General features: G+C 58.9%; 13 protein-coding genes. 7 read left to right on the plus strand and 6 right to left on the minus strand.

Going from position 1 to position 20,236, the window contains the following annotated elements; genetic code table 11:
* The first annotated feature begins 1 nt into the window (after nucleotide 1).
* A complete protein-coding gene (locus AACY18_RS22800; RefSeq protein WP_339433385.1) occupies nucleotides 2-739 on the plus strand; it encodes an S-methyl-5'-thioinosine phosphorylase in 738 nt (245 codons plus the stop codon).
* Nucleotides 740-743: 4 nt separating this feature from the next.
* The gene (locus AACY18_RS22805) at nucleotides 744-4,037 is read left to right on the plus strand and encodes a DEAD/DEAH box helicase (protein ID WP_339466198.1); all 3,294 of its coding nucleotides are present in this window, start codon (nucleotides 744-746) and stop codon (nucleotides 4,035-4,037) included.
* 113 nt (nucleotides 4,038-4,150) lie between these two features.
* Here the strand turns inward: AACY18_RS22805 and AACY18_RS22810 are convergent, their stop codons facing one another.
* Genes AACY18_RS22810 through mfd form a run of 3 tightly spaced genes read right to left on the minus strand, consistent with a single transcriptional unit; the run spans nucleotide 4,151 to nucleotide 10,879 of the window.
* Nucleotides 4,151-6,841, minus strand: a complete 2,691-nt coding sequence (locus AACY18_RS22810) for a DEAD/DEAH box helicase (protein WP_339466199.1) — start codon at nucleotides 6,839-6,841, stop codon at nucleotides 4,151-4,153.
* 11 nt (nucleotides 6,842-6,852) lie between these two features.
* Nucleotides 6,853-7,419, minus strand: a complete 567-nt coding sequence (locus AACY18_RS22815) for a CsiV family protein (RefSeq protein ID WP_339433382.1) — start codon at nucleotides 7,417-7,419, stop codon at nucleotides 6,853-6,855.
* 10 nt (nucleotides 7,420-7,429) lie between these two features.
* Nucleotides 7,430-10,879, minus strand: coding sequence for a transcription-repair coupling factor (gene mfd, locus AACY18_RS22820; RefSeq protein ID WP_339433381.1), 3,450 nt, complete (start codon nucleotides 10,877-10,879; stop codon nucleotides 7,430-7,432).
* A gap of 354 nt (nucleotides 10,880-11,233) precedes the next feature.
* On the opposite strand from mfd, the gene AACY18_RS22825 reads away from it, so the two are divergent.
* Nucleotides 11,234-12,697, plus strand: a complete 1,464-nt coding sequence (locus AACY18_RS22825) for a glyceraldehyde-3-phosphate dehydrogenase (RefSeq protein ID WP_339433380.1) — start codon at nucleotides 11,234-11,236, stop codon at nucleotides 12,695-12,697.
* A gap of 74 nt (nucleotides 12,698-12,771) precedes the next feature.
* Here AACY18_RS22825 and AACY18_RS22830 read toward each other — a convergent pair whose 3' ends face one another.
* A complete protein-coding gene (locus AACY18_RS22830; RefSeq protein WP_339433379.1) occupies nucleotides 12,772-14,070 on the minus strand; it encodes an MFS transporter in 1,299 nt (432 codons plus the stop codon).
* 74 nt (nucleotides 14,071-14,144) lie between these two features.
* Here AACY18_RS22830 and AACY18_RS22835 point away from each other — a divergent pair, with 74 nt between their 5' ends.
* Together AACY18_RS22835 and sthA are read left to right on the plus strand one after the other, a co-directional pair.
* Nucleotides 14,145-15,194, plus strand: coding sequence for an FAD:protein FMN transferase (locus AACY18_RS22835; RefSeq protein WP_339466200.1), 1,050 nt, complete (start codon nucleotides 14,145-14,147; stop codon nucleotides 15,192-15,194).
* A gap of 197 nt (nucleotides 15,195-15,391) precedes the next feature.
* Entirely contained in the window at nucleotides 15,392-16,786 is a 1,395-nt protein-coding gene (gene sthA / locus AACY18_RS22840) for a Si-specific NAD(P)(+) transhydrogenase (protein WP_339433377.1), read from the plus strand.
* Between the two features lie 42 nt (nucleotides 16,787-16,828).
* Here sthA and AACY18_RS22845 read toward each other — a convergent pair whose 3' ends face one another.
* A complete protein-coding gene (locus AACY18_RS22845) occupies nucleotides 16,829-17,551 on the minus strand; it encodes a glycerophosphodiester phosphodiesterase (RefSeq protein WP_339433376.1) in 723 nt (240 codons plus the stop codon).
* Nucleotides 17,552-17,565: 14 nt separating this feature from the next.
* Entirely contained in the window at nucleotides 17,566-18,147 is a 582-nt protein-coding gene (locus AACY18_RS22850; RefSeq protein WP_339433375.1) for a PilZ domain-containing protein, read from the minus strand.
* A gap of 94 nt (nucleotides 18,148-18,241) precedes the next feature.
* Here AACY18_RS22850 and AACY18_RS22855 point away from each other — a divergent pair, with 94 nt between their 5' ends.
* Entirely contained in the window at nucleotides 18,242-19,492 is a 1,251-nt protein-coding gene (locus AACY18_RS22855; RefSeq protein WP_339433374.1) for a lipoprotein-releasing ABC transporter permease subunit, read from the plus strand.
* Entirely contained in the window at nucleotides 19,485-20,183 is a 699-nt protein-coding gene (gene lolD / locus AACY18_RS22860; protein WP_401160251.1) for a lipoprotein-releasing ABC transporter ATP-binding protein LolD, read from the plus strand. Before AACY18_RS22855 ends, lolD begins: the two co-directional genes overlap by 8 nt.
* Nucleotides 20,184-20,236 lie beyond the last annotated feature (53 nt).

The raw sequence follows: 20,236 nt of genomic DNA on the forward strand, positions 1-20,236 counted from the left end.
TATGGCGGTTTTCGCAATCATTGGTGGCACCGGCCTGACCCAGCTCGAAGGCTTGAGCATTCGCCAGTCGTTGGCGGTGGACACGCCTTACGGCGCGCCATCGGCCGACGTGCAGGTTGGCGAATACGCGGGCAAGGAAGTGCTGTTCCTCGCCCGGCACGGCCATCCGCACCGTCTCCCGCCGCACAAGGTCAACTACCGCGCCAATCTTTGGGCGTTGAAGCAGGCCGGTGCCGAAGCAATCATCGCGGTCAATGCCGTCGGCGGGATTCACCCGGCCATGGACACCGGGCATTTCTGCGTGCCGCATCAGATCGTCGATTACACCAGTGGGCGTGAGCACACCTATTTCGCCGATGACCTGGAGCATGTCACCCACATCGACTTCAGCTTTCCCTACAGCGAACCGTTGCGTCAGCAGTTGATTGCTGCGTTAGCCGCCGAAGGCTGCGGATACAGCGATCAGGGCGTTTACGCCTGCATGCAAGGCCCGCGTCTGGAGACTGTCGCAGAAATCGTCCGTCTGGAGCGTGATGGCTGCGACATCGTCGGCATGACCGGTATGCCGGAAGCGGCGCTGGCTCGTGAACTGGATCTGGACTACGCCTGTCTGGCACTGGTGGTGAACCCGGCGGCGGGCAAGACCACTGAAGTCATCACCATGGCCCAGATCGAGCAGGCGTTACAGGACGGGATGGGTGCGGTGAAGTCGATCCTGTCACGCGTTTTGGCGGGTTGACAGCGTGACTACGATAGTTGAGCAACTGGATGCTCTGCCTTGGGAAGATGTGTTCAGCCAGCGCACTCTGGACAGGGCTCTGAAGTATGCGGACGAGGATCGGATAGCGATCCTTCAGATCGACGACTCAAGGGTCGTCGCTTCGTGTGTCGGCTCTGGGATTGAGGTGTATGAGCAAGTCATTGAGCTTGTCAAAGCGGGGGGGCATTGGCGGCTCGAATGCTCTTGCTCTTGCCCTGTCATGCTTTATTGCAAGCACTGCGCTGCGGCTATTTACCACCTGAAGGAGGAAGTACCCGTTAATTCATCTGACAGTCGCGCTCCGGTTCAACTCAATCGTGAGTTGGAGCGTTGGCTCGCCGATATACCCGCGGCGACAAAGCCTGGCGGGGAACTGGCGCAAGCGGCGAGTACGCGGCTGTTATACAAACTCAAGGAAACCCCTGCTACAGGGAAGTGGCTGGTACAGATTTTCAAGGGATATCAGCTCAAGAGTGGCGAGTTGCGCGATATCAAGTCGCTGTATTCGCTGTCGGACTTGCTGATCCGCCAACCTGGTTACTTATCCGAACTCGACTTGCGCATTGCCAGGCTGTTGGTCGCCATGCACTCCCATCATGCGTATTACAGCGGCTATCCTCTGGAGGGTAGCAGTGGTGCTGAATTGCTTGAGATGTTGTTGAATACCTCACGACTCTTCCTGGATTTTGAAGTGTTGCATCCTCTAACCAAAGGCGTGAGGAGGGTGGGGCGTTTTGCTTGGGCTGAGCAGCCAAACGGCAGTTTCCGTTCTCAGTGGAGCAGTGACGAAGCCGCGGTGGAGTCGCCACTGGCTGTGGAGCCTCTTTACTATCTTGACCGCGAGCGGCATCAGATCGGCCCTCTGTTTAGCGACCTGGATGAGAAACTGGCTTGTCATTTGACGCTGGCTCCGGAAATTCCGGCTCGTCAGTCGATGCAGTTTAGCCATCGCATGGGCGCTGTGACCCAGGTTGCTCCGCCGCATGCCCTCACTGATCGTGTTATCGACAACGTTCTGCCCAAGGCTCACCTCACTCTCGCCAGTGGCAAGCGTTATGCGCGCTGGCAATATGAGCTGGAGCATCGGGCGGCATTGGCGTTTACCTACAACGGACATCCAGCAACGGACAGAAATCCGGAAGTGTTGGTCCTCAGTGGTGTTGAAACTCAGCGTATTCAACGCCAACCCGCCGCCGAGAAAGCCTTGCGCCAGCTCTTGACGAAGCAAGGTTTTAAAAAGGCCACGCGCAAAAGTAGCATTGACCGTCCGGGCGAGATGTTCGCCCTGCCCGATGATTCGGCCTGGCTATTATTTATGCAGGATGGACTCGCGGTGTTGCGCGAGGCTAACTGGAAAATCGATATCAGCCCTGGCTTTCATTTCAATTTGCAGCCTGTGGAGCAGTGGTATGCAGAAGTCGAGGAGGAGTCCGGGCATCAGTGGTTTGATCTGCAGCTAGGTATTGTCGTCAACGGCGAGCGGTACAGCCTGTTGCCGATCCTGTTGCATTTGTTACGCAGCCAGCCACAGTTGCTCGAGCCCTCCAGCCTGGGTCAGCGCAGCGATGATGAGCAACTCTTGATCGAGCTGGGAGGTGGTCACCTCGCTTCCCGTGCAACTACAAAAGTCGCGCTACCCTATGGCAGGGTCAAGCCGCTGATGGCCACGCTTGCTGAGTTGTATCTGGGCAATCATCAGGGCGATGCGTTGCGCTTGAGTGCTCCCGATGCTGCGCGTCTGAGTTTACTGGAAGGCGTGTCGCTCGACTGGCAAGGTGGTGATCGATTGCGCGCTTTTGCAAAGCGATTGCGCGAGTCGACGCATGCGCACGTCGCTGCACCCGCCGGTCTCAAGGCGCAGTTGCGTCCCTACCAGCTCGAAGGTCTGAACTGGATGCAAACCCTGCGCGAGCTGGAGGTTGGCGGTATTCTTGGCGATGACATGGGGTTGGGGAAAACCCTGCAAACCCTGGCGCATCTACTCACGGAAAAGCAGGCTGGACGGCTCGATCATCCTGCACTCGTCGTGATGCCCACAAGCCTGATACCCAACTGGCTGGATGAGTCACAGCGTTTTACTCCGCAATTGAAGGTGTTGGCGCTGCATGGCGCGACGCGTCAAAAGGATTTTGCCTGCCTTGCCGAGTACGACTTGGTACTGACGACCTACGCGCTGCTGCCGCGAGACCTTGACGCTCTGCAGCCGCAGATGTGGAGTGTGCTGATTCTCGATGAGGCACAGAACATCAAGAATCCAGTCAGCAAGGCTGCTCAGGCGGCCCGTGATCTGCAGGCTCGCCAGCGGTTGTGCCTGAGCGGAACACCACTGGAAAACCACCTGGGCGAGTTGTGGTCTCAGTTTCACTTTCTATTGCCTGGCTGGCTTGGTGATAGCAAATCGTTCAATCGCGACTACCGTACGCCCATCGAAAAACACGGCAATGCCCAGCGTATGCAACATTTGACGGCCAGGATAAAGCCGTTTCTGTTGCGTCGAAAGAAAGACCAGGTGGCGACCGAGTTGCCGCCAAAAACAGAAATTGTGCATTGGGTTGATCTGAGCGATGGTCAACGAGACGTTTATGAAACGGTTCGCGTGGCCATGGACAAGAAGGTGCGTGAGGAAATTGCCCGCAGCGGTGTAGGCGGCACTCAAATCATTATCCTTGACGCTTTGCTCAAGCTACGCCAGGTCTGTTGCGATCTGCGGTTGATCAAAATGCCGCTGACGCCGAAGACCCTTCGCTCCGGCAGCGGAAAACTGTCCAGTCTGATGGAGATGCTCGAAGAGCTGCTTGGTGAGGGCCGCAGAATTCTGCTCTTTTCACAATTCACGTCGATGCTCGCCCTGATTGAGCAGGAGTTGCAGCAGCGTGGTCTTGGCTATTCGCTGCTGACCGGCGAAACGACGGATCGGCGTACACCGGTGAAAGACTTTCAGGGCGGTAAGGTGCCGTTGTTTCTGATCAGTTTGAAAGCCGGCGGCACAGGTTTGAACCTGACAGCGGCGGACACAGTCATCCATTTCGACCCGTGGTGGAACCCTGCGGTAGAAAATCAGGCGACAGACCGTGCCTACCGGATTGGGCAAAACAACCCGGTGTTCGTCTACAAAATGATTGCCCGAGGCACGGTGGAAGAAAAAATACAGGCGATGCAGCAGGAGAAAGCGGCGTTGGCCGGTGCGGTGCTTGAAGGCGGTACCACTGGCGGCTGGAAGCTGGAGCAAAGCGATATTGAGGCACTTTTTGCGCCGCTGCCTGCCCCCAGGAGTTGATAGCTGAACCTTGCAGTATTGCCCCGCTGTTCCCAGTCTGGAGTTGTGAGCACTACAGATCCAGGTTGGGAGAGGGCTTGCTCGCAAAAACTGCCCGACTGACGCCGACAGTCTTAGCGCTTCTCGAACTTATCCGGCAACGGCGCAAACAGCGCTTCAATGTCATCGCTCTGCAATTTCCAGTCCCCCGCCTTGCGCCCATCCAGCACGCCCGCCGCCAGGTCGGATTTTTCTTTCTGCAGGTGCTGAATCTTCTCTTCCACCGTGCCTCGGGCAATCATCTTGTAGACGAATACCGGTTTCTCCTGGCCGATCCGATACGCGCGGTCAGTCGCCTGATTCTCGGTCGCCGGGTTCCACCATGGATCGTAGTGAATCACTGTGTCCGCTTCCGTCAGGTTCAAGCCAACACCGCCGGCCTTCAGGCTGATCAGAAAAATCTGACGCTTGCCACTCTGAAATTCCTTCACCGGCGTACGTCGGTCCCGGGTCTGCCCGGTCAGCAAAGCGTAGGAGATATTGCGTTTTTTCAGCTCGTCTTCAATCAATGACAACATCGAAGTGAACTGCGAAAACAGCAGTATCCGCCGACCTTCCTCGAACAGCTCCTCCAGCATCTCCATCAAGCTGTCGAGTTTGCCTGAGGTACTGCCGCGAGCGGGCAGGGTAGCGTCGTTAACCAAGCGCAAATCACAGCAGACCTGACGCAGTTTCAGCAGCGCTTCAAGAATGATGATCTGACTGCGTGCCACGCCTTTGCGGGTGATCTCGTCGCGGACTTTCTTATCCATGGCCAAGCGCATGGTTTCGTACACATCGCGCTGGGCTTCGTTGAGATCGACCCAGTGGATGATTTCAGTTTTGGGTGGCAGTTCAGTCGCAACCTGCTCCTTGGTGCGGCGCAGCAAAAACGGTTTTATTCGACCGTTGAGGTGCTGAAGTCTGACTTCACTCCCGCGCTTTTCGATCGGTACGCGGTAATCGGCGTTGAAGCTTTTGACGTCGCCGAGCCAGCCGGGCAGCAGGAAATGGAACAGCGACCACAGTTCACCCAAGTGGTTTTCCAGTGGCGTGCCGCTCAGGCACAGGCGTTGGCGAGCGTTCAATTCGCGCGCAGCCTGGGCCGCTTTGCTGTTTGGGTTCTTGATGTACTGCGCTTCGTCCAGCACCAATACGTGCAAAGGCTGTTGCGCCAGACGCTCGATGTCCTTGGGCAGCAGCGCGTAGGTGGTGAGGATCAGGTCATAGTCGGCCAAATGATCGAAATGCTTTTTGCGGCTGGCTCCGTACAGGGCCACCACTTTCAGTTGCGGTGTGAAGTGAGCCGCTTCATCAAGCCAGTTCGGGATCAGGCTGGTGGGCATCACCACCATGCACGGGCGGTTCAGGCGTCCGGCATTTTTCTCGCTGAGAATATGCGCCAGTGTCTGCAGGGTTTTACCCAGTCCCATGTCGTCCGCAAGAATCCCACCGACCTCCAGCTGCCGCAGCGATTGCATCCAGCTCAAGCCTTCGAGCTGGTAGGGGCGCAACGTCGCGTTCAATCCCTCTGGTGCTTTTGCACTGAAATCGCGAATGTCACGCAGACGCTGGGCAAAGGTGCGGATCTGTTCGCCACCCTCCCAAAGCAGCGGAATGCCTTCCAGCGAATTCAAGCGTGTGGCGTCAGCCTTGCTCAGGCGAAGGGTGGTTTCCCCGGGTTCCTGCAAATAGAACTCGCCCAAGGTCGCGAGTACCGGTTTCAATCGACCCAGCGGCAGCGCTACTTGCAGCGGCCCGTGCTCGCTGTTGCGTTGCGGAACGTTGACCAGAATCAGTTCGTCATCGCGGCGGCGTGCAAGGCGTTCCGGATTGAGGATTTCAGCATGGGAGCGCATCAGGTTGAGCAGGATCGGCAACAGGCTCAGGCGCTCACCGTTGACGATAATCCCCAGCTCCAGATCAAACCAGTCGCGCTCCGGCGCCTGTTCTACGGTGGCGTACCAGTCATCCACGGCAGTCAGGTCGAAGCCGAACTCTTCGTCGATCTGTAATTCCCAGCCGTGTGTGCGCAGCTTCGGCAAATCATTGAGGGTAAAGGTCAGCCAGGCGCTGTCGTTGACCATCTCATAGAGTTCGCCAGCACTTTCCGGCAAGGCTTTGCTTTGTCGCGTGGCGATACGGAAGCCGAGGATTCGTAACTGTTCGCGGTAGGACTGTTCTATTTCCGGGTGGCGTTTTATCCGCAGCGTCTGGGCTTCCTGGCGAATCAGGATGTCGCTGTTTTTCTGCCCGCTGACGTATTCGTCCAGATAACTGAAGGACAACGCCGCGCGATGTTGAATATAGCGCTGCATTTTGCCGTTGCGCGGTTCGAAAGCGCTGAACTCGACACTGGCCAGCCACAGGCGTGGCAGCGGTTGCACGTTGTCGATCAGCACTTGCGGCGGGGCTTTGGGGCTGCGGTTCTCCAGTACGGCTTGAAGTTTTTCCAGCAGTTCGGCGTCTTTGGCGGCGGCGGGGAAATCGAGGGTTTCCTGTATATGCAGCAACACCGCTGCGCAGTGTTTGCAGTTGATGCGAACCGGGCAGGTGCACCCGGCGTCGACCAACAGCAAGGTGCCTTTGGCTGACTCGCGCAAGTGAATGGTCTGACGGTAGACGTTACCGCCAGAGCCTTCGCAACTGGCGGTGATGGTCGCATCGCCGACCTGGGCGATGCGTACCCGGTTTTCCAGGGCGTAGCGGCGGCCACGCTCCAGGCTTTGTTCCTTGAATCGGCTGACCCAGGAGGGTGCCAACGGTTTACTTAAGGGGGCAGACATAAGGACTTCGGTCAGTCCGCAATGGCTTCAGGCGCTTGCCGTGGAGCTGGAGCCGTCAGGGAAGTGATCTTGATCAGCAGGGCCAGGTGGCCGTTGTCGAGATAGTTGAGTTGGCCGTTTTTGGTGTGACTGTCCTGTCGCAGGCGTTCGCTTGAGGTGACCAGGCCATTGGCGTCGATCTGATTGACCCAGAAGTCGGCCGTCACGTCGGTGAAACGCCCGAGCTTCATCTCAAGCGTGCCTTCGATCGGGAACTGGCCGAACTGTTCTTTGCCGTCGCTGACAGCGACTTTGGTCGGCGCCTCGCCAAGTGGCTGCTGCCAGGCTTTGTGCATCAACACGCTGTAGTCGCCGCTGGCGGTGAGTTTGCTGGCAACATCGCCGAGCGCAGGTGTGCGGTTGCTATCATCGCCCAGGCGCTGGGCGCCTGCGGCCCAGTCTTCCGGTGCGGTGCGACTGACAATCGCCGGAACCGCGTTCTGGCGGACCAGAATCATTTCAACTTGATAGGTGTCATCGGCAAATGCCGTGGGCGCTACCAAGGTCAGTAGCAAGGTCAGTGAGCGAAACAGGCGCATGCGGCGTCCTTCAAGCAGTTTTCGGGATGAGGCGCTCGAACAGCGCCTCTACAGTATTAAAGCGCTCTTCCGGGCGCTCCATCGGCACCTGGAACTTGAACATCGTGGCGCCTTCGAATTTGTAGCGTTTGGGCTGGCTCTGGATCAGTTTGATCAACGTCATCGGGTCAACCGGCGTCTGCGCGGCGAATTCGATACGTCCACCTTGCGGCCCGCCATCGACCTTCTTGATGCCCAGTTGTTCGGCCTGCAATTTCAGCGCAGTGATGCGCACCAGATTTTTGGTCGGCTCCGGCAGCAGGCCGAAGCGGTCGATCATCTCGACCTGCAAGTCCTTCAAGCCTTCCTCGTCAGTCGCCGAGGCAATGCGCTTGTACAGGATCAGTCGGGCATGAACATCCGGCAGATAATCTTCCGGAATCAGCGCCGGCACTCGCAGATTGACCTCCGGGCCACCGCCGAGCGGTTGATCGAGGTTCGGTTGCTCGCCCTTGCGGATCGATTTCACCGCGCGCTCAAGCATCTCCATGTACAGCGTGAAGCCCACGGCTTGAATCTGACCGCTCTGGCCATCGCCGAGCAATTCGCCTGCGCCGCGGATTTCCAGGTCGTTGGTCGCCAGTACGAAACCGGCGCCAAGGTCCTGGGTATTGGCGATCGCCTCCAGACGCTTTTCTGCGTCCGAAGTGATTTGCTGGCGTGGCGGTGTCAGCAGGTAAGCGTAAGCCTGGTGGTGACTGCGACCGACGCGACCGCGCAACTGGTGCAACTGCGCCAGACCGAACTTGTCGGCGCGCTCGATGATGATGGTGTTGGCACTTGGCACATCGATGCCGGTCTCGATAATGGTCGAGGCGATCAGCACGTTGAAACGCTTGTGGTAGAAGTCGCTCATCACCTGTTCGAGTTCGCGTTCGCGCATCTGCCCGTGGCCGATGCCGATCCGCGCTTCCGGCACCAGTTCGGCCAGATCGGCGGCGCACTTCTCGATGGTTTTCACATCGTTGTGCAGGTAGTAAACCTGGCCGCCGCGCAGCAGTTCACGCAGCAGGGCTTCTTTGACCGTGCTCTTGTTCTGCTCCATGACGAAGGTGCGCACCGACAGACGTCGTGCCGGTGGCGTGGCAATGATCGACAGGTCACGCATGCCTGACACCGCCATGTTCAGCGTGCGCGGGATCGGCGTAGCGGTCAGCGTCAGGATGTCGACTTCGCTGCGCAGCGCTTTGAGCTGTTCTTTTTGACGCACGCCGAAGCGGTGCTCTTCGTCGATGATCACCAGCCCAAGGTTTTTGATCTTTACGTCATCGGACAGTAGCTTGTGGGTGCCGATGACGATGTCGATCTTGCCTTCGGCCAGATCGGCAATCGCAGCGTTGACTTCCTTGGCCGATTTGAAGCGGCTCATCACTTCCACGGTCACCGGCCAGTCGGCGAAGCGATCGCGAAAGCTGTTGTAGTGTTGCTGGGCGAGCAGGGTGGTCGGCACCAGAATCGCCACCTGGCGGCCGCCGTGCACGGCAATGAACGCCGCGCGCATGGCCACTTCGGTCTTGCCGAAACCCACGTCGCCGCAGACCAGTCGATCCATCGGTTTCGGCGCGAGCATGTCTTCGCGCACGGCTTCGATGGTCGATTGCTGATCCGGCGTTTCTTCGAACGGGAAACCGGCGCTGAACGTCGCGTAATCGGCTTTCGGGTCGGCAAAGGCGTAGCCTTCGCGAGCGGCACGACGGGCGTAGATATCGAGCAGTTCGGCAGCCACATCACGCACTTGTTCGGCGGCTTTGCGTTTGGCTTTCTGCCAGGTCTCGGAGCCGAGGCGGTGCAGTGGGGCCAGCGCATCGTCGCTGCCGGTGTAGCGAGCAATCAGGTGCAAATTGGCGACGGGCACGTAGAGCTTGGCGTTCTCGGCGTATTCCAGGGTGAGGAATTCCGCCGCCTGATTGTCGATTTCCAGAATCGTCAGGCCCAGATAGCGGCCGACGCCATGGTCGATATGCACCACCGGTGCGCCTTCGCGCAGCTCGGTGAGGTTTTTGATCACTGCGTCGTTGTTGGCGTCGGTCCGCTTTTCGCGGCGACGACGCTGCATCACCCGCTGGCCGAACAGCGGACTCTCCGCCACCAGTGCCAGCGAAGGCGTGTCGAGCAGCAAGCCTTCGTCGAGCGGGGCAATCGTAATTGCCAGGCGATCCTTGCTCTCGACAAAGTCCGGCCAACTGTCGACGGTTTTCGGCCGTAACTTCAGGCGTTCCAGCAGCTCCAGCAACACTTCGCGACGGCCCGCCGATTCGGCGGTGAACAGCACGCGGCCGGGGAACTCATCGAGGAACGCTGCCAGCGCCGCCAGCGGTTGGGTGGCTTTGGCTTCGATGGCCAGATTCGGCAGCGCTTGAGCGGGGAAGCGTTCGCGACCAGCGCCAGTGTCCACGTCCTGCTGGCTGGCGACCACCCGCGGCCAGTTCTTGAGGCGGGCGAAGCAGTCTTCCACCGGCAGGAACAGTTCGGCGGGTGGCAATAAAGGACGCGATGGATCGACGCGGCGTTCTTCATAGCGGTTGCGCACGTCGTTCCAGAAGTTCTCTGCCGCTTGCTCGATGCCCGGCAGCGAGAACACTTGGGTGTCCTGTGGCAGGTAATCGAACAGGGTCGAGGTTTCATCAAAGAACAGCGGCAGGTAGTACTCGATACCGGCCGGCGTGATGCCGCTGCTCAGGTCCTGAAAGATCGGGCAGCGACGGAAGTCGACATCGAAACGCTCGCGAAAACGCGCCTTGAAGCGGGTCACCGCATCTTTTTGCAGCGGGAATTCCCTGGCCGGCAGCAGCTTGACCGAATCGACCTTGTCGATGGAGCGCTGGTTTTCCGGGTCGAAAGTGCGCAGGGTTTCGATTTCGTCGTCGAACAGATCGATGCGATACGGCAGTTTGCTGCCCATCGGGAACAGGTCGATCAGCGCGCCGCGCACGGTGAACTCGCCATGTTCGTAAACGGTGTCGACGTAGCGATAGCCGCTGGCTTCAAGCCGCGAGCGCATCTGTTCGACATCAAGCTTCTGGCCGACGTCCAGCACCAGGCTGCTGCCGAGCAGGAATTTGGTCGGTGCCAGGCGATGCAGGGCCGTGGTGATCGGCACCACCAGCACGCCGTGCTCCAGTTCCGGCAGCCTATATAGGCTGGCGATGCGCTGGGAAATGATGTCCTGGTGCGGCGAGAACAGATCGTAGGGCAGGGTTTCCCAGTCGGGGAAATGCAGAACGGGCAAATCCGGGGCGAAGAAACTCAGCTCCTGTTCCAGTCGTTCAGCACTCTGGCTGTCGGCGGTCAGTAGCAGGGTGAAGCGCTTGGCAGCGCTGGCAGCCTCGGCAATCGCCAGGCTCAGGGCGGCACCGGGCAGGTTGCCCCAGTGCTGTTTACCTGCCTCGGCAGGGAGAAGCGGTAGACGCAGAACAGGCACGGAAGGTTGAGCTCCAGGCGTTGCGACAAAGTCGGTAATTGTAGCGGCGTCAGGTGCTGCCTGTCAGTTGCAGACTGTGTCTATCTTCGCTGATTGCGCAAAATGTAGTGGTAACCATAAAAACGAGTACTTTTTTAATGATTATGTAGTGCCGAAACCGGGTGGTGTTACGGAGGGTTACGGACATCGTCTAACAGTCGTCGAAAAATTGACTGCGCTGCAGGCCCCGGTTTTACTGGGCTGGAGAAGGGCGTAATTTTTTTGAACGGGATTTTGTTACCGGTTGCGCGACAAGCGCGCATTGCTACAAGAGGCTCCCGGCGGCATAATGTAGCCCCTTTTTTCTGCCCCTACATGTGGAAGGTTACCGTGACTCAGAAGCCCGACCAGTGTCTTGGTGAATGGATCGACCGTGAAGCACTCGCAGAAGCGATGATTCCGCTTATCGGTCAGCTTTACCGCAATAACAACGTGGTGAGCTCGATCTATGGCCGCAGCCTGATCAACCAGTCTGTCATCGCGATTCTCAAAGCTCACCGCTTTGCGCGCCACCGTTCTTCCGACGACAGCGAACTCTCCGTCCACGAAACATTCCCTCTGCTTAAAGCCATGAGCGAGCTCAAGCTCGGCGCGGCTTCGGTAGACCTGGGCAAGTTGGCGTTCAAATTCCGTAACGAAGGCAATGGCCGCACCGCCGAGCAGTTCGTTCGCGAAGAGATGGCTGACGTGGTTGGCCAGCAAAACGCTTCGGCCCGCAAAGGCACCGACGTTGTACTGTACGGCTTCGGTCGTATCGGTCGTCTGCTGGCCCGCATCCTGATCGAGAAAACCGGTGGTGGCGACGGTCTGCGTCTGCGTGCCATCGTGGTGCGCAAAGGCGCCGACAACGACTTGACCAAACGCGCCAGCCTGCTGCGTCGCGACTCGGTTCATGGTTCGTTCAACGGCACCATCACCATCGATGAAGAAAACAGCACCATCACCGCCAACGGTAACCTGATCCAGGTGATCTACGCGAAGAACCCGACCGAGGTGGATTACACCCAGTACGGCATCAAAGATGCGCTGCTGGTGGACAACACCGGTGTATGGCGTGACGCCGATGGTCTGGGTCAGCACCTGGCGTGCCCGGGCATCGACCGCGTTGTTCTGACCGCGCCTGGCAAAGGCAAGCTGAAGAACATCGTTCACGGCATCAACCACGGTGAAATCACCGCTGACGACAAGATCGTGTCCGCCGCTTCCTGCACCACCAACGCCATCGTGCCGGTGCTCAAAGCTGTGAATGACAAGTTCGGCATCATCAACGGTCACGTCGAAACTGTTCACTCGTACACCAACGACCAGAACCTGATCGACAACTTCCACAAAGGCGATCGCCGTGGTCGTTCCGCTGCGCTGAACATGGTCATCACCGAGACCGGTGCTGCTACCGCTGCTGCCAAGGCCCTGCCTGAGTTGGCCGGCAAGCTGACCGGTAACGCGATCCGTGTTCCGACGCCAAACGTGTCGATGGCCATTCTCAACCTGAACCTTGAGAAAGCCGCCACCCGTGAAGAGATGAACGAGTACCTGCGCTACATGGCGCTGCACTCCGATCTGCACAAGCAAATCGACTTCGTCAACTCGCAGGAAGTGGTATCCACCGACTTCGTTGGCTCGCGCCACGCCGGTGTTGTCGACGCTGAAGCAACCATCGTTCAGGACAACCGCGTTGTTCTTTACGTCTGGTACGACAACGAGTTCGGTTATAGCTGCCAGGTTGTTCGCGTGATGGAAGACATGGCCGGTGTAAACCCGCCAGCCTTCCCGCGCTAAGCCTTAGCTGCACATGAAAACGCCCCGACTTTGGTCGGGGCGTTTTTGTTTGTGCGGCTGTTGAAGGTGTCCTGTCAGGCGCCGCCGACTACCGAGGCTTGCGCCGTGCGCAGTTCATGCTTATTGCCACGAAACAGCACCAGCGTCGCAATCAACCCCAGTACCGCCGCACCGCTGAGCCAGATTCCCGGCGCAGCCTTGTTGCCCAATATATGGATCAGGTAAGTACACGCCGCTGGAGTGAAGCCGCCGAAGGTAGCCGTCGCCAGGCTGTAGGCCAACGAGAACCCGGTCGTACGAACCTCTACCGGCATGATCTCGGTCAGTGCCACCACCATCGCGCCGTTGTACGAGCCGTACAGGAACGACAGCCACAACTCGACGATCAGCAGATGGCTGAAACTCGGGTTCGCCACCAGCCACGACAGCGCCGGATAAGCCGTCAGAATCGCCAGAATTGTCGCCGCCAGCAATAGGGGTTTGCGGCCGATCTTGTCGGATACAGAGCCCATCACCGGCAACCAGAAGAAGTTCGACAGGCCGATGCACACCGTCACCAGCAATGCATCCAGATCCGACAGATGCAGTTCAGCTTTGCCGAAGGTCGGGGTGTAGGCGGTGATGAGGTAGAACGAAACCGTGGTCATCACCACCAGCGCCATGCCGGCGAGGACGATGCCAAAGTTCTGACTGATCGAGCGGACGATTTCCCGCAAGGTCGGGCGATGTTTGCGCGCCTGGAATTCCGGGGTCTCCTCCAGCGAGCGGCGAATGACGAAGATTATTGGAACGATCATGCAGCCGATCAGGAACGGCACGCGCCAGCCCCATTCGCCCATTTGCTCCGGACTCAGCCAGTGGTTGAGGCCGACGCCAAGCAGGCCGGCAAATACCACGGCCGCTTGTTGGCTGGCGGATTGCCAACTAACGAAAAAGCCCTTGCGCCCCGGGGTGGAAATTTCCGCCAGATAAACCGAGACACCGCCCAGTTCTACACCCGCCGAGAAGCCCTGCAGCAGGCGTCCGAACAACACCAGTAACGGTGCGGCGACGCCGAGCGTTGCGTATCCCGGTACGCAGGCAATCAGCACGGTGCCGGCGGCCATCATCGCCAGGGTAATGATCAGGCCTTTGCGACGACCATGGCGGTCGATGTAAGCGCCCAGAAAAATCGCGCCCAGTGGCCGCATCAGGAAGCCGGCGCCAAAGGTGGCGAGCGAAAGCATCAGGGAGGCGAAGGCGCTGTCGTTCGGGAAGAAGGTCTTGGCGATGGCCGTGGCGTAGAAGCCATAGACCATAAAGTCGAACATTTCGAGGAAGTTGCCACTGACAACGCGAAAAATCGCTTTGCCTTTGCCCGTTGTAGAGGACATGTGCAGGTACTCACTATTGAATTTTTATGAAGTCGTTGCGTTCGTTTGGGAGCTAGCGGGGTCTGTAGCCCATAATGGCTGGCGCGGTTTTGCAGGGAGATGAAGAATTGTTAATTGGACGCTGGGGGTGGCTCGTGGTGCTGGCTGGCATTTTGTCCGGCTGCGGCAACGGCGATTCCATGGAAAGCTTCGGCGGCCCGGCCATGGGCAGCACGTGGTCGGTCAAGTATGTGCGCCACGCCGGTCTTGCCGAACCGGCGATAGTTCGCAGCGAAGTGGAAGGCATCCTCAGCGAAGTTGATCAACAACTGTCCACTTACCGTAGCGACTCGGACATCGAGCGTTTCAACGCGTTGCCCGCTGACAGTTGCCGAGCCGTGCCCGCGTCGGTGCTCGAATTGGTTCGGGTCGGCGAACAACTGGCAGAGCAAAGTGAAGGCACCTACGACCTCACCGTCGAACCGCTGATGAATCTCTGGGGTTTCGGCCCGCAAGGTCGCGAAGAAAAAATCCCCGACACCGCTGCATTGGCTGAAGTGATGCAGCGGGTCGGCCATCAGCATCTGCGCATTGAGGGCGATCAGTTGTGCAAGGACGCCGCTGTTGAAGTCGACTTCAACAGCATCGCTGCCGGTTACGCCGTCGACACGATCGCTGCCAGGCTGGATGCCATGGGCATCCACGATTACCTCGCCGAGGCCACGGGCGAGCTGAAGGCGAAGGGCAAAAAACTCGACGGCTCGCCCTGGCGCATCGCACTGGAAGAGCCTCGCGATGATCAACAAGTCGCCGAGCGCATCATCAACGTCAATGGCTACGGCGTTTCCACCTCCGGCGACTACCGCAACTATTTTCTGCACGATGGCAGGCGCTATTCCCACACCTTCGATGCCCGCAGCGGTGCGCCGGTCCTACATGACCTCGCGTCAGTCACGGTGATTCATCCTTCAGCGTTGATGGCCGATGGACTATCGACACTGTTGCTGATTCTCGGTCCTGAAAGGGCGTGGGACTATGCCGAAAAACATGACATTGCTGCATTCTTTGTAATGCGTGCCGATACAGGTTTCGTCATACGCACCACTCAGGCTTTCGAGCGGCTCAGTGGCACAAAAACTGACTGAGGACAGTACGAAAGCTGGCGTTGTAGTGCAGGCAAAAGTAGCCTACGACGCGACCAAGGGTTAATGTGCGCGGCGGTGACGCTTCTATAGACTGTGTCCGGGTTCATTACTGGCCCCCAATTGTTCCTTCGCGCCGCCATTCGGCGTGATTTAGCCGCAGGTGCTGCTGGCACCTCGGCCTGTTCTGAGGAGTACGCATGGCTGTCTACAACTACGACGTGGTGGTACTGGGTTCTGGCCCAGCGGGAGAAGGCGCGGCAATGAACGCCGCCAAAGCAGGGCGCAAGGTCGCGATGGTCGACAGCCGTCGTCAGGTCGGCGGCAACTGCACCCACCTCGGCACCATCCCGTCCAAGGCACTGCGTCACTCGGTGCGGCAGATCATGCAGTTCAACACCAACCCGATGTTCCGGGCGATCGGTGAGCCGCGCTGGTTCTCCTTCCCGGATGTGTTGAAAAGCGCCGAAAAAGTCATTGCCAAACAAGTCGCCTCGCGTACCGGCTACTACGCCCGTAACCGCGTCGACGTGTTCTTTGGTACTGGCAGCTTCGCCGACGAGCAAACCATCGAAGTGGTCTGCGCCAACGGTGTGGTCGAGAAACTGGTGGCCAAGCACATCATCATCGCCACCGGCTCGCGTCCTTATCGCCCGGCCGACATCGATTTCCACCACCCGCGTATCTACGATAGCGACACCATCCTCAGCCTCGGCCACACACCGCGCAAACTGATCGTCTACGGCGCGGGCGTGATTGGTTGCGAATACGCTTCGATCTTCAGTGGTCTGGGGGTACTGGTTGAGCTGGTGGATAACCGCGGTCAATTGCTGAGCTTCCTCGACTCGGAAATCTCCCAGGCGTTGAGCTACCACTTCAGCAACAACAACATCACCGTGCGCCACAACGAAGACTACGAGCGTGTGGAAGGCGTCGATAACGGCGTGATCCTGCACCTCAAGTCCGGCAAGAAGATCAAGGCCGACGCCTTGCTCTGGTGCAACGGCCGTACCGGCAACACCGATCAGTTGGGTCTGGAAAACATCGGCGTGAAGGTCAATAGCCGTGGTCAGATCGAAGTCGACGAGGCATATCACACTTGCGTGCCGAACATTTACGGTGCGGGCGACGTGATCGGCTGGCCGAGCCTGGCCAGTGCCGCCCACGACCAGGGTCGTTCGGCGGCCGGCAGCATCGTTGATAATGGTAGCTGGCGCTTTGTAAATGACGTGCCGACCGGTATCTACACGATTCCGGAGATCAGTTCGATCGGCAAGAACGAGCAGGAACTGACCCAGGCCAAAGTGCCGTACGAAGTCGGCAAAGCGTTCTTCAAGAGCATGGCGCGAGCGCAGATTGCCGGCGAGCCGCAAGGCATGCTGAAAATCCTGTTCCACCGTGAAACCCTGCAAGTGCTGGGCGTTCACTGCTTTGGTTATCAGGCGTCGGAGATCGTGCACATCGGTCAGGCGATCATGAGCCAGCCGGGCGAGTTGAATACCCTGAAGTACTTCGTCAACACGACGTTCAACTACCCGACCATGGCCGAAGCCTATCGGGTAGCGGCGTACGATGGCCTCAACCGGCTTTTTTGACGGGCTCCGGCCGGTGGCCTGAGCCGGCCGGGGAGACCGATTTCAGCAATTCTCGAGGGTGGCAGTGGCCAAACCGGGAAAGTCTGTAATCAGGCTGTCAACGCCGAAGTCGGCGAGTCTGCGCATCAGCGCAGGCTCGTTGACGGTCCATACCGACACATGCAGCCCCTGACGCTGCGCCTTTTGCAGGCGTTCCGGCGTACACAGCGTCCAGTTCAGCGCCAGAATCTCACAGCCATAATTCTGGGCGACCTTCAACGGATCGAGCCAGGCGTACTCGGCTACTAGGCCGCGCGACACGTCCGGCACCAGATCCAGCGCCGCTTTCAATACTTCTCGCGAACTCGAAGTAATCGTGATCTTGTCCAGCAAACCGTGGCGTTGAGCCATTTCTCGAATCGCCAGTACCGTGGTCGCGGCACGGGTGCGTGAAGCGCTTTTGACTTCCAGTTGCCAGTGTTCGAAATCGCATTTCTCGAACAACTCTTCCATCGTCGGAATCGGGCACGGCTTGATCCAGCCCGGGCCGCCCTTGCGCGCGTCGTAGGTCACCAGTTCGGCGGCAGTGTGTTCGACCACTTTGCCGCGCCGCTCGGTGGTGCGCTTGAGCGTCGGGTCATGGATGACCATCAACTCGCCGTCCTTGGACAGGTGCAGATCCAGTTCGCAACGGCGTACGCCGTGCTTGAGACATTCCTGAAAGCTGGTCAGGGTGTTTTCCGGTGCTTCGCCCTTGGCGCCGCGGTGGCCGTAGATGAGGGTCACGGTGCTTCCTTAATTTAAATGCCAGACTCGTTCTGTTCGCGGGCCAGACGTCGTTCCTGAGCCTGCTTCTGCAAGATATAGCGGGCGAGCAACTGCCGCTGGGCATCGGTCAGGTGTTCGAACTCGGTGCCGACGTCATAGCCGTCACCCTTGCGGTCGCAATGGGTGACGCGGGCGCGCAGTAGCAGGCCCAGCGCCTGAGGCATCAGCACCAGTTTCACCGACAGGTGCGCACCGACCGCAATCGGCGTCGGGTACTGAAAGTCGATCCCGCCTTCGGAGATGATCACCGGTTGCGGCTCGCCGATGTGGCCGAGCACGGTCAGGGCGACCACCTGGCTAAGCAGGTCGATGCGCTTGTTCTGCGATTTCAGGAACGCAGCGATGGCCCTGTCGCGTTCGCTGATCTGGCGCAACAGGTGCTGCGACTCGAATTCACTCAGGTGCAGTTCGCTGAGCAGGTTGAAGAGTGGGGAAGCATCCTGCAACACTTCCTGGCCTGCGGCTTCGGGAGCAGACAGAGGCCTAATTTCCAGTGCGATCGTGTCCTCGATACGGTAGTATTCGCGGCGATCTTCTTCATCTAATGTCGACATGGCGAACCCATGGTAGCGGCGGTGGTCTGAGTGTAAAGCTGGTTATCGACCCCCGCCACAAGGACGTTCCTTTTCCCTCCGAACAAGCCCCGACATGTTCAGACCTCTCTTCGTATTTATCGGCACGCGTTATACCCGTGCAAAGCGTCGCAATCATTTTGTGTCATTCATTTCCCTGACCTCGATGATCGGGCTCGCCCTTGGCGTGGTCGTGATGATCGTCGTGCTCTCGGTGATGAACGGCTTCGATCATGAGATGCGCACCCGCGTGCTGGGCATGGTGCCCCACGCGACCATCGAATCCACCGAGCCGATCAACGATTGGCAAAGCCTGGCCGCCAAGGTCAAGCAGAACCCGCAGGTGGCGGCGGTTGCGCCGTTTACCCAGATGCAGGGCCTGCTGACCAACAACGGTCAAATCTCCAAGGTGTTGCTCAATGCCATCGACCCTGCGCTTGAGCGCAACGTGTCGATCATCGACAACTTCATGAAGCAGGGCAAACTCGACGACCTGACGCCGGGCAGCTTTGGCATCGTTATCGGCGACAAGGCCGCCACCAAGCTTGGTGTGGGCCTCGGTGACAAGGTCACCTTTGTTGCGCCGGAGGTCAGCGTGACCCCGGCCGGGATGTTCCCGCGCATGAAGCGCTTCACCGTGGTGGGCATTTTTCATGTCGGCGCCGGTGAACTGGACGGCTTTCTGGGCGTCACCAACCTGCAGGATCTGGCGAAAATGCGTCGCTGGAAACCTGATCAGGTGCAGGGTATCCGTCTGAAGTTCGACGACCTGTTCCAGGCGCCGCGCGTGGCATGGAGCATCGCCCAGCAACTTGGCGAAGACCATTACTACGCTCGCGACTGGACGCGCACCCACGGCAATCTGTATCAGGCGATCCGTATGGAAAAAGCCATGATCGGGCTGCTGTTGCTGCTGATCGTCGCTGTTGCGGCGTTCAACATCATTTCCACGCTGGTGATGGTGGTGAACGACAAGAAGGGCGACATCGCCATTCTGCGTACTCTCGGTGCGACACCGGGCACCATCATGCGCACGTTCATGGTGCAAGGCACGGTGATCGGCGTGGTTGGCACCGCCATTGGCGCGGTGGTCGGAATCCTGGCCGCGCTTAACGTCAGTGCTGCGATTTCGGCCCTTGAAGGCCTGATCGGCCACAAATTCCTTAATGCTGACGTGTATTTCATTGATTATCTTCCGTCGCAGGTGCAGAGCCAGGATGTGGTCATGGTCTGCGCCGCTGCGTTGGTCCTGAGTTTCCTCGCCACCCTGTATCCAGCCTGGCGTGCCGCGCGCACCCAGCCGGCGGAGGCGCTACGTTATGAGTGAGTCGGGCATGAGTGAACAAGCAATCTTGAGCTGCCGCAACCTGGGCAAATCCTACGAGGAAGGTCCGGAGTCGGTAGAAGTGCTGGCCGGTCTGCAACTGGAGTTGCACCCGGGCGAGCGTGTCGCAATCGTCGGCACCTCGGGTTCGGGCAAAAGTACCTTGCTCAACCTGTTGGGTGGCCTCGACACGCCGACCCAGGGCAGCGTCTGGCTCGATGGCGAAGAACTCTCGGCGCTGAGCGAGAAGAAGCGCGGCCTGCTGCGTAACCGTGCGCTGGGGTTCGTATACCAGTTTCACCACCTGCTGCCGGAATTCACCGCACTGGAAAACGTCTGCATGCCGCTGTTGATCGGCAAGACGCCGATCCCGCAAGCACGTCAGCGCGCCACGGCGTTGCTGGAGCGGGTAGGGTTGGGTCATCGTCTTGAGCACAAGCCGGCCGAACTGTCCGGTGGTGAACGTCAGCGTGTCGCCATCGCCCGCGCCCTGGTCAACAATCCCGGCCTGGTGATGCTCGATGAGCCGACCGGCAACCTCGATTCCCATACCGCCCAAGGCATTCAGGATTTGATGCTGGAGCTCAGCACTTCGATGCGCACGGCGTTTCTGGTGGTGACTCACGACATGAACCTGGCTCGCCAGATGGATCGCGTCCTGCATTTGCAGGAAGGTTGCCTGACGCCCATCTGATTGGGCCCAAACCCGACGTCTGAAAGGCGTCGGGTCTATTATTTTTATACGGT

Origin of the sequence: Pseudomonas sp. EA_65y_Pfl2_P74, assembly GCF_963970575.1 — a bacterium.
Lineage (GTDB): Bacteria > Pseudomonadota > Gammaproteobacteria > Pseudomonadales > Pseudomonadaceae > Aquipseudomonas > Aquipseudomonas baetica_A.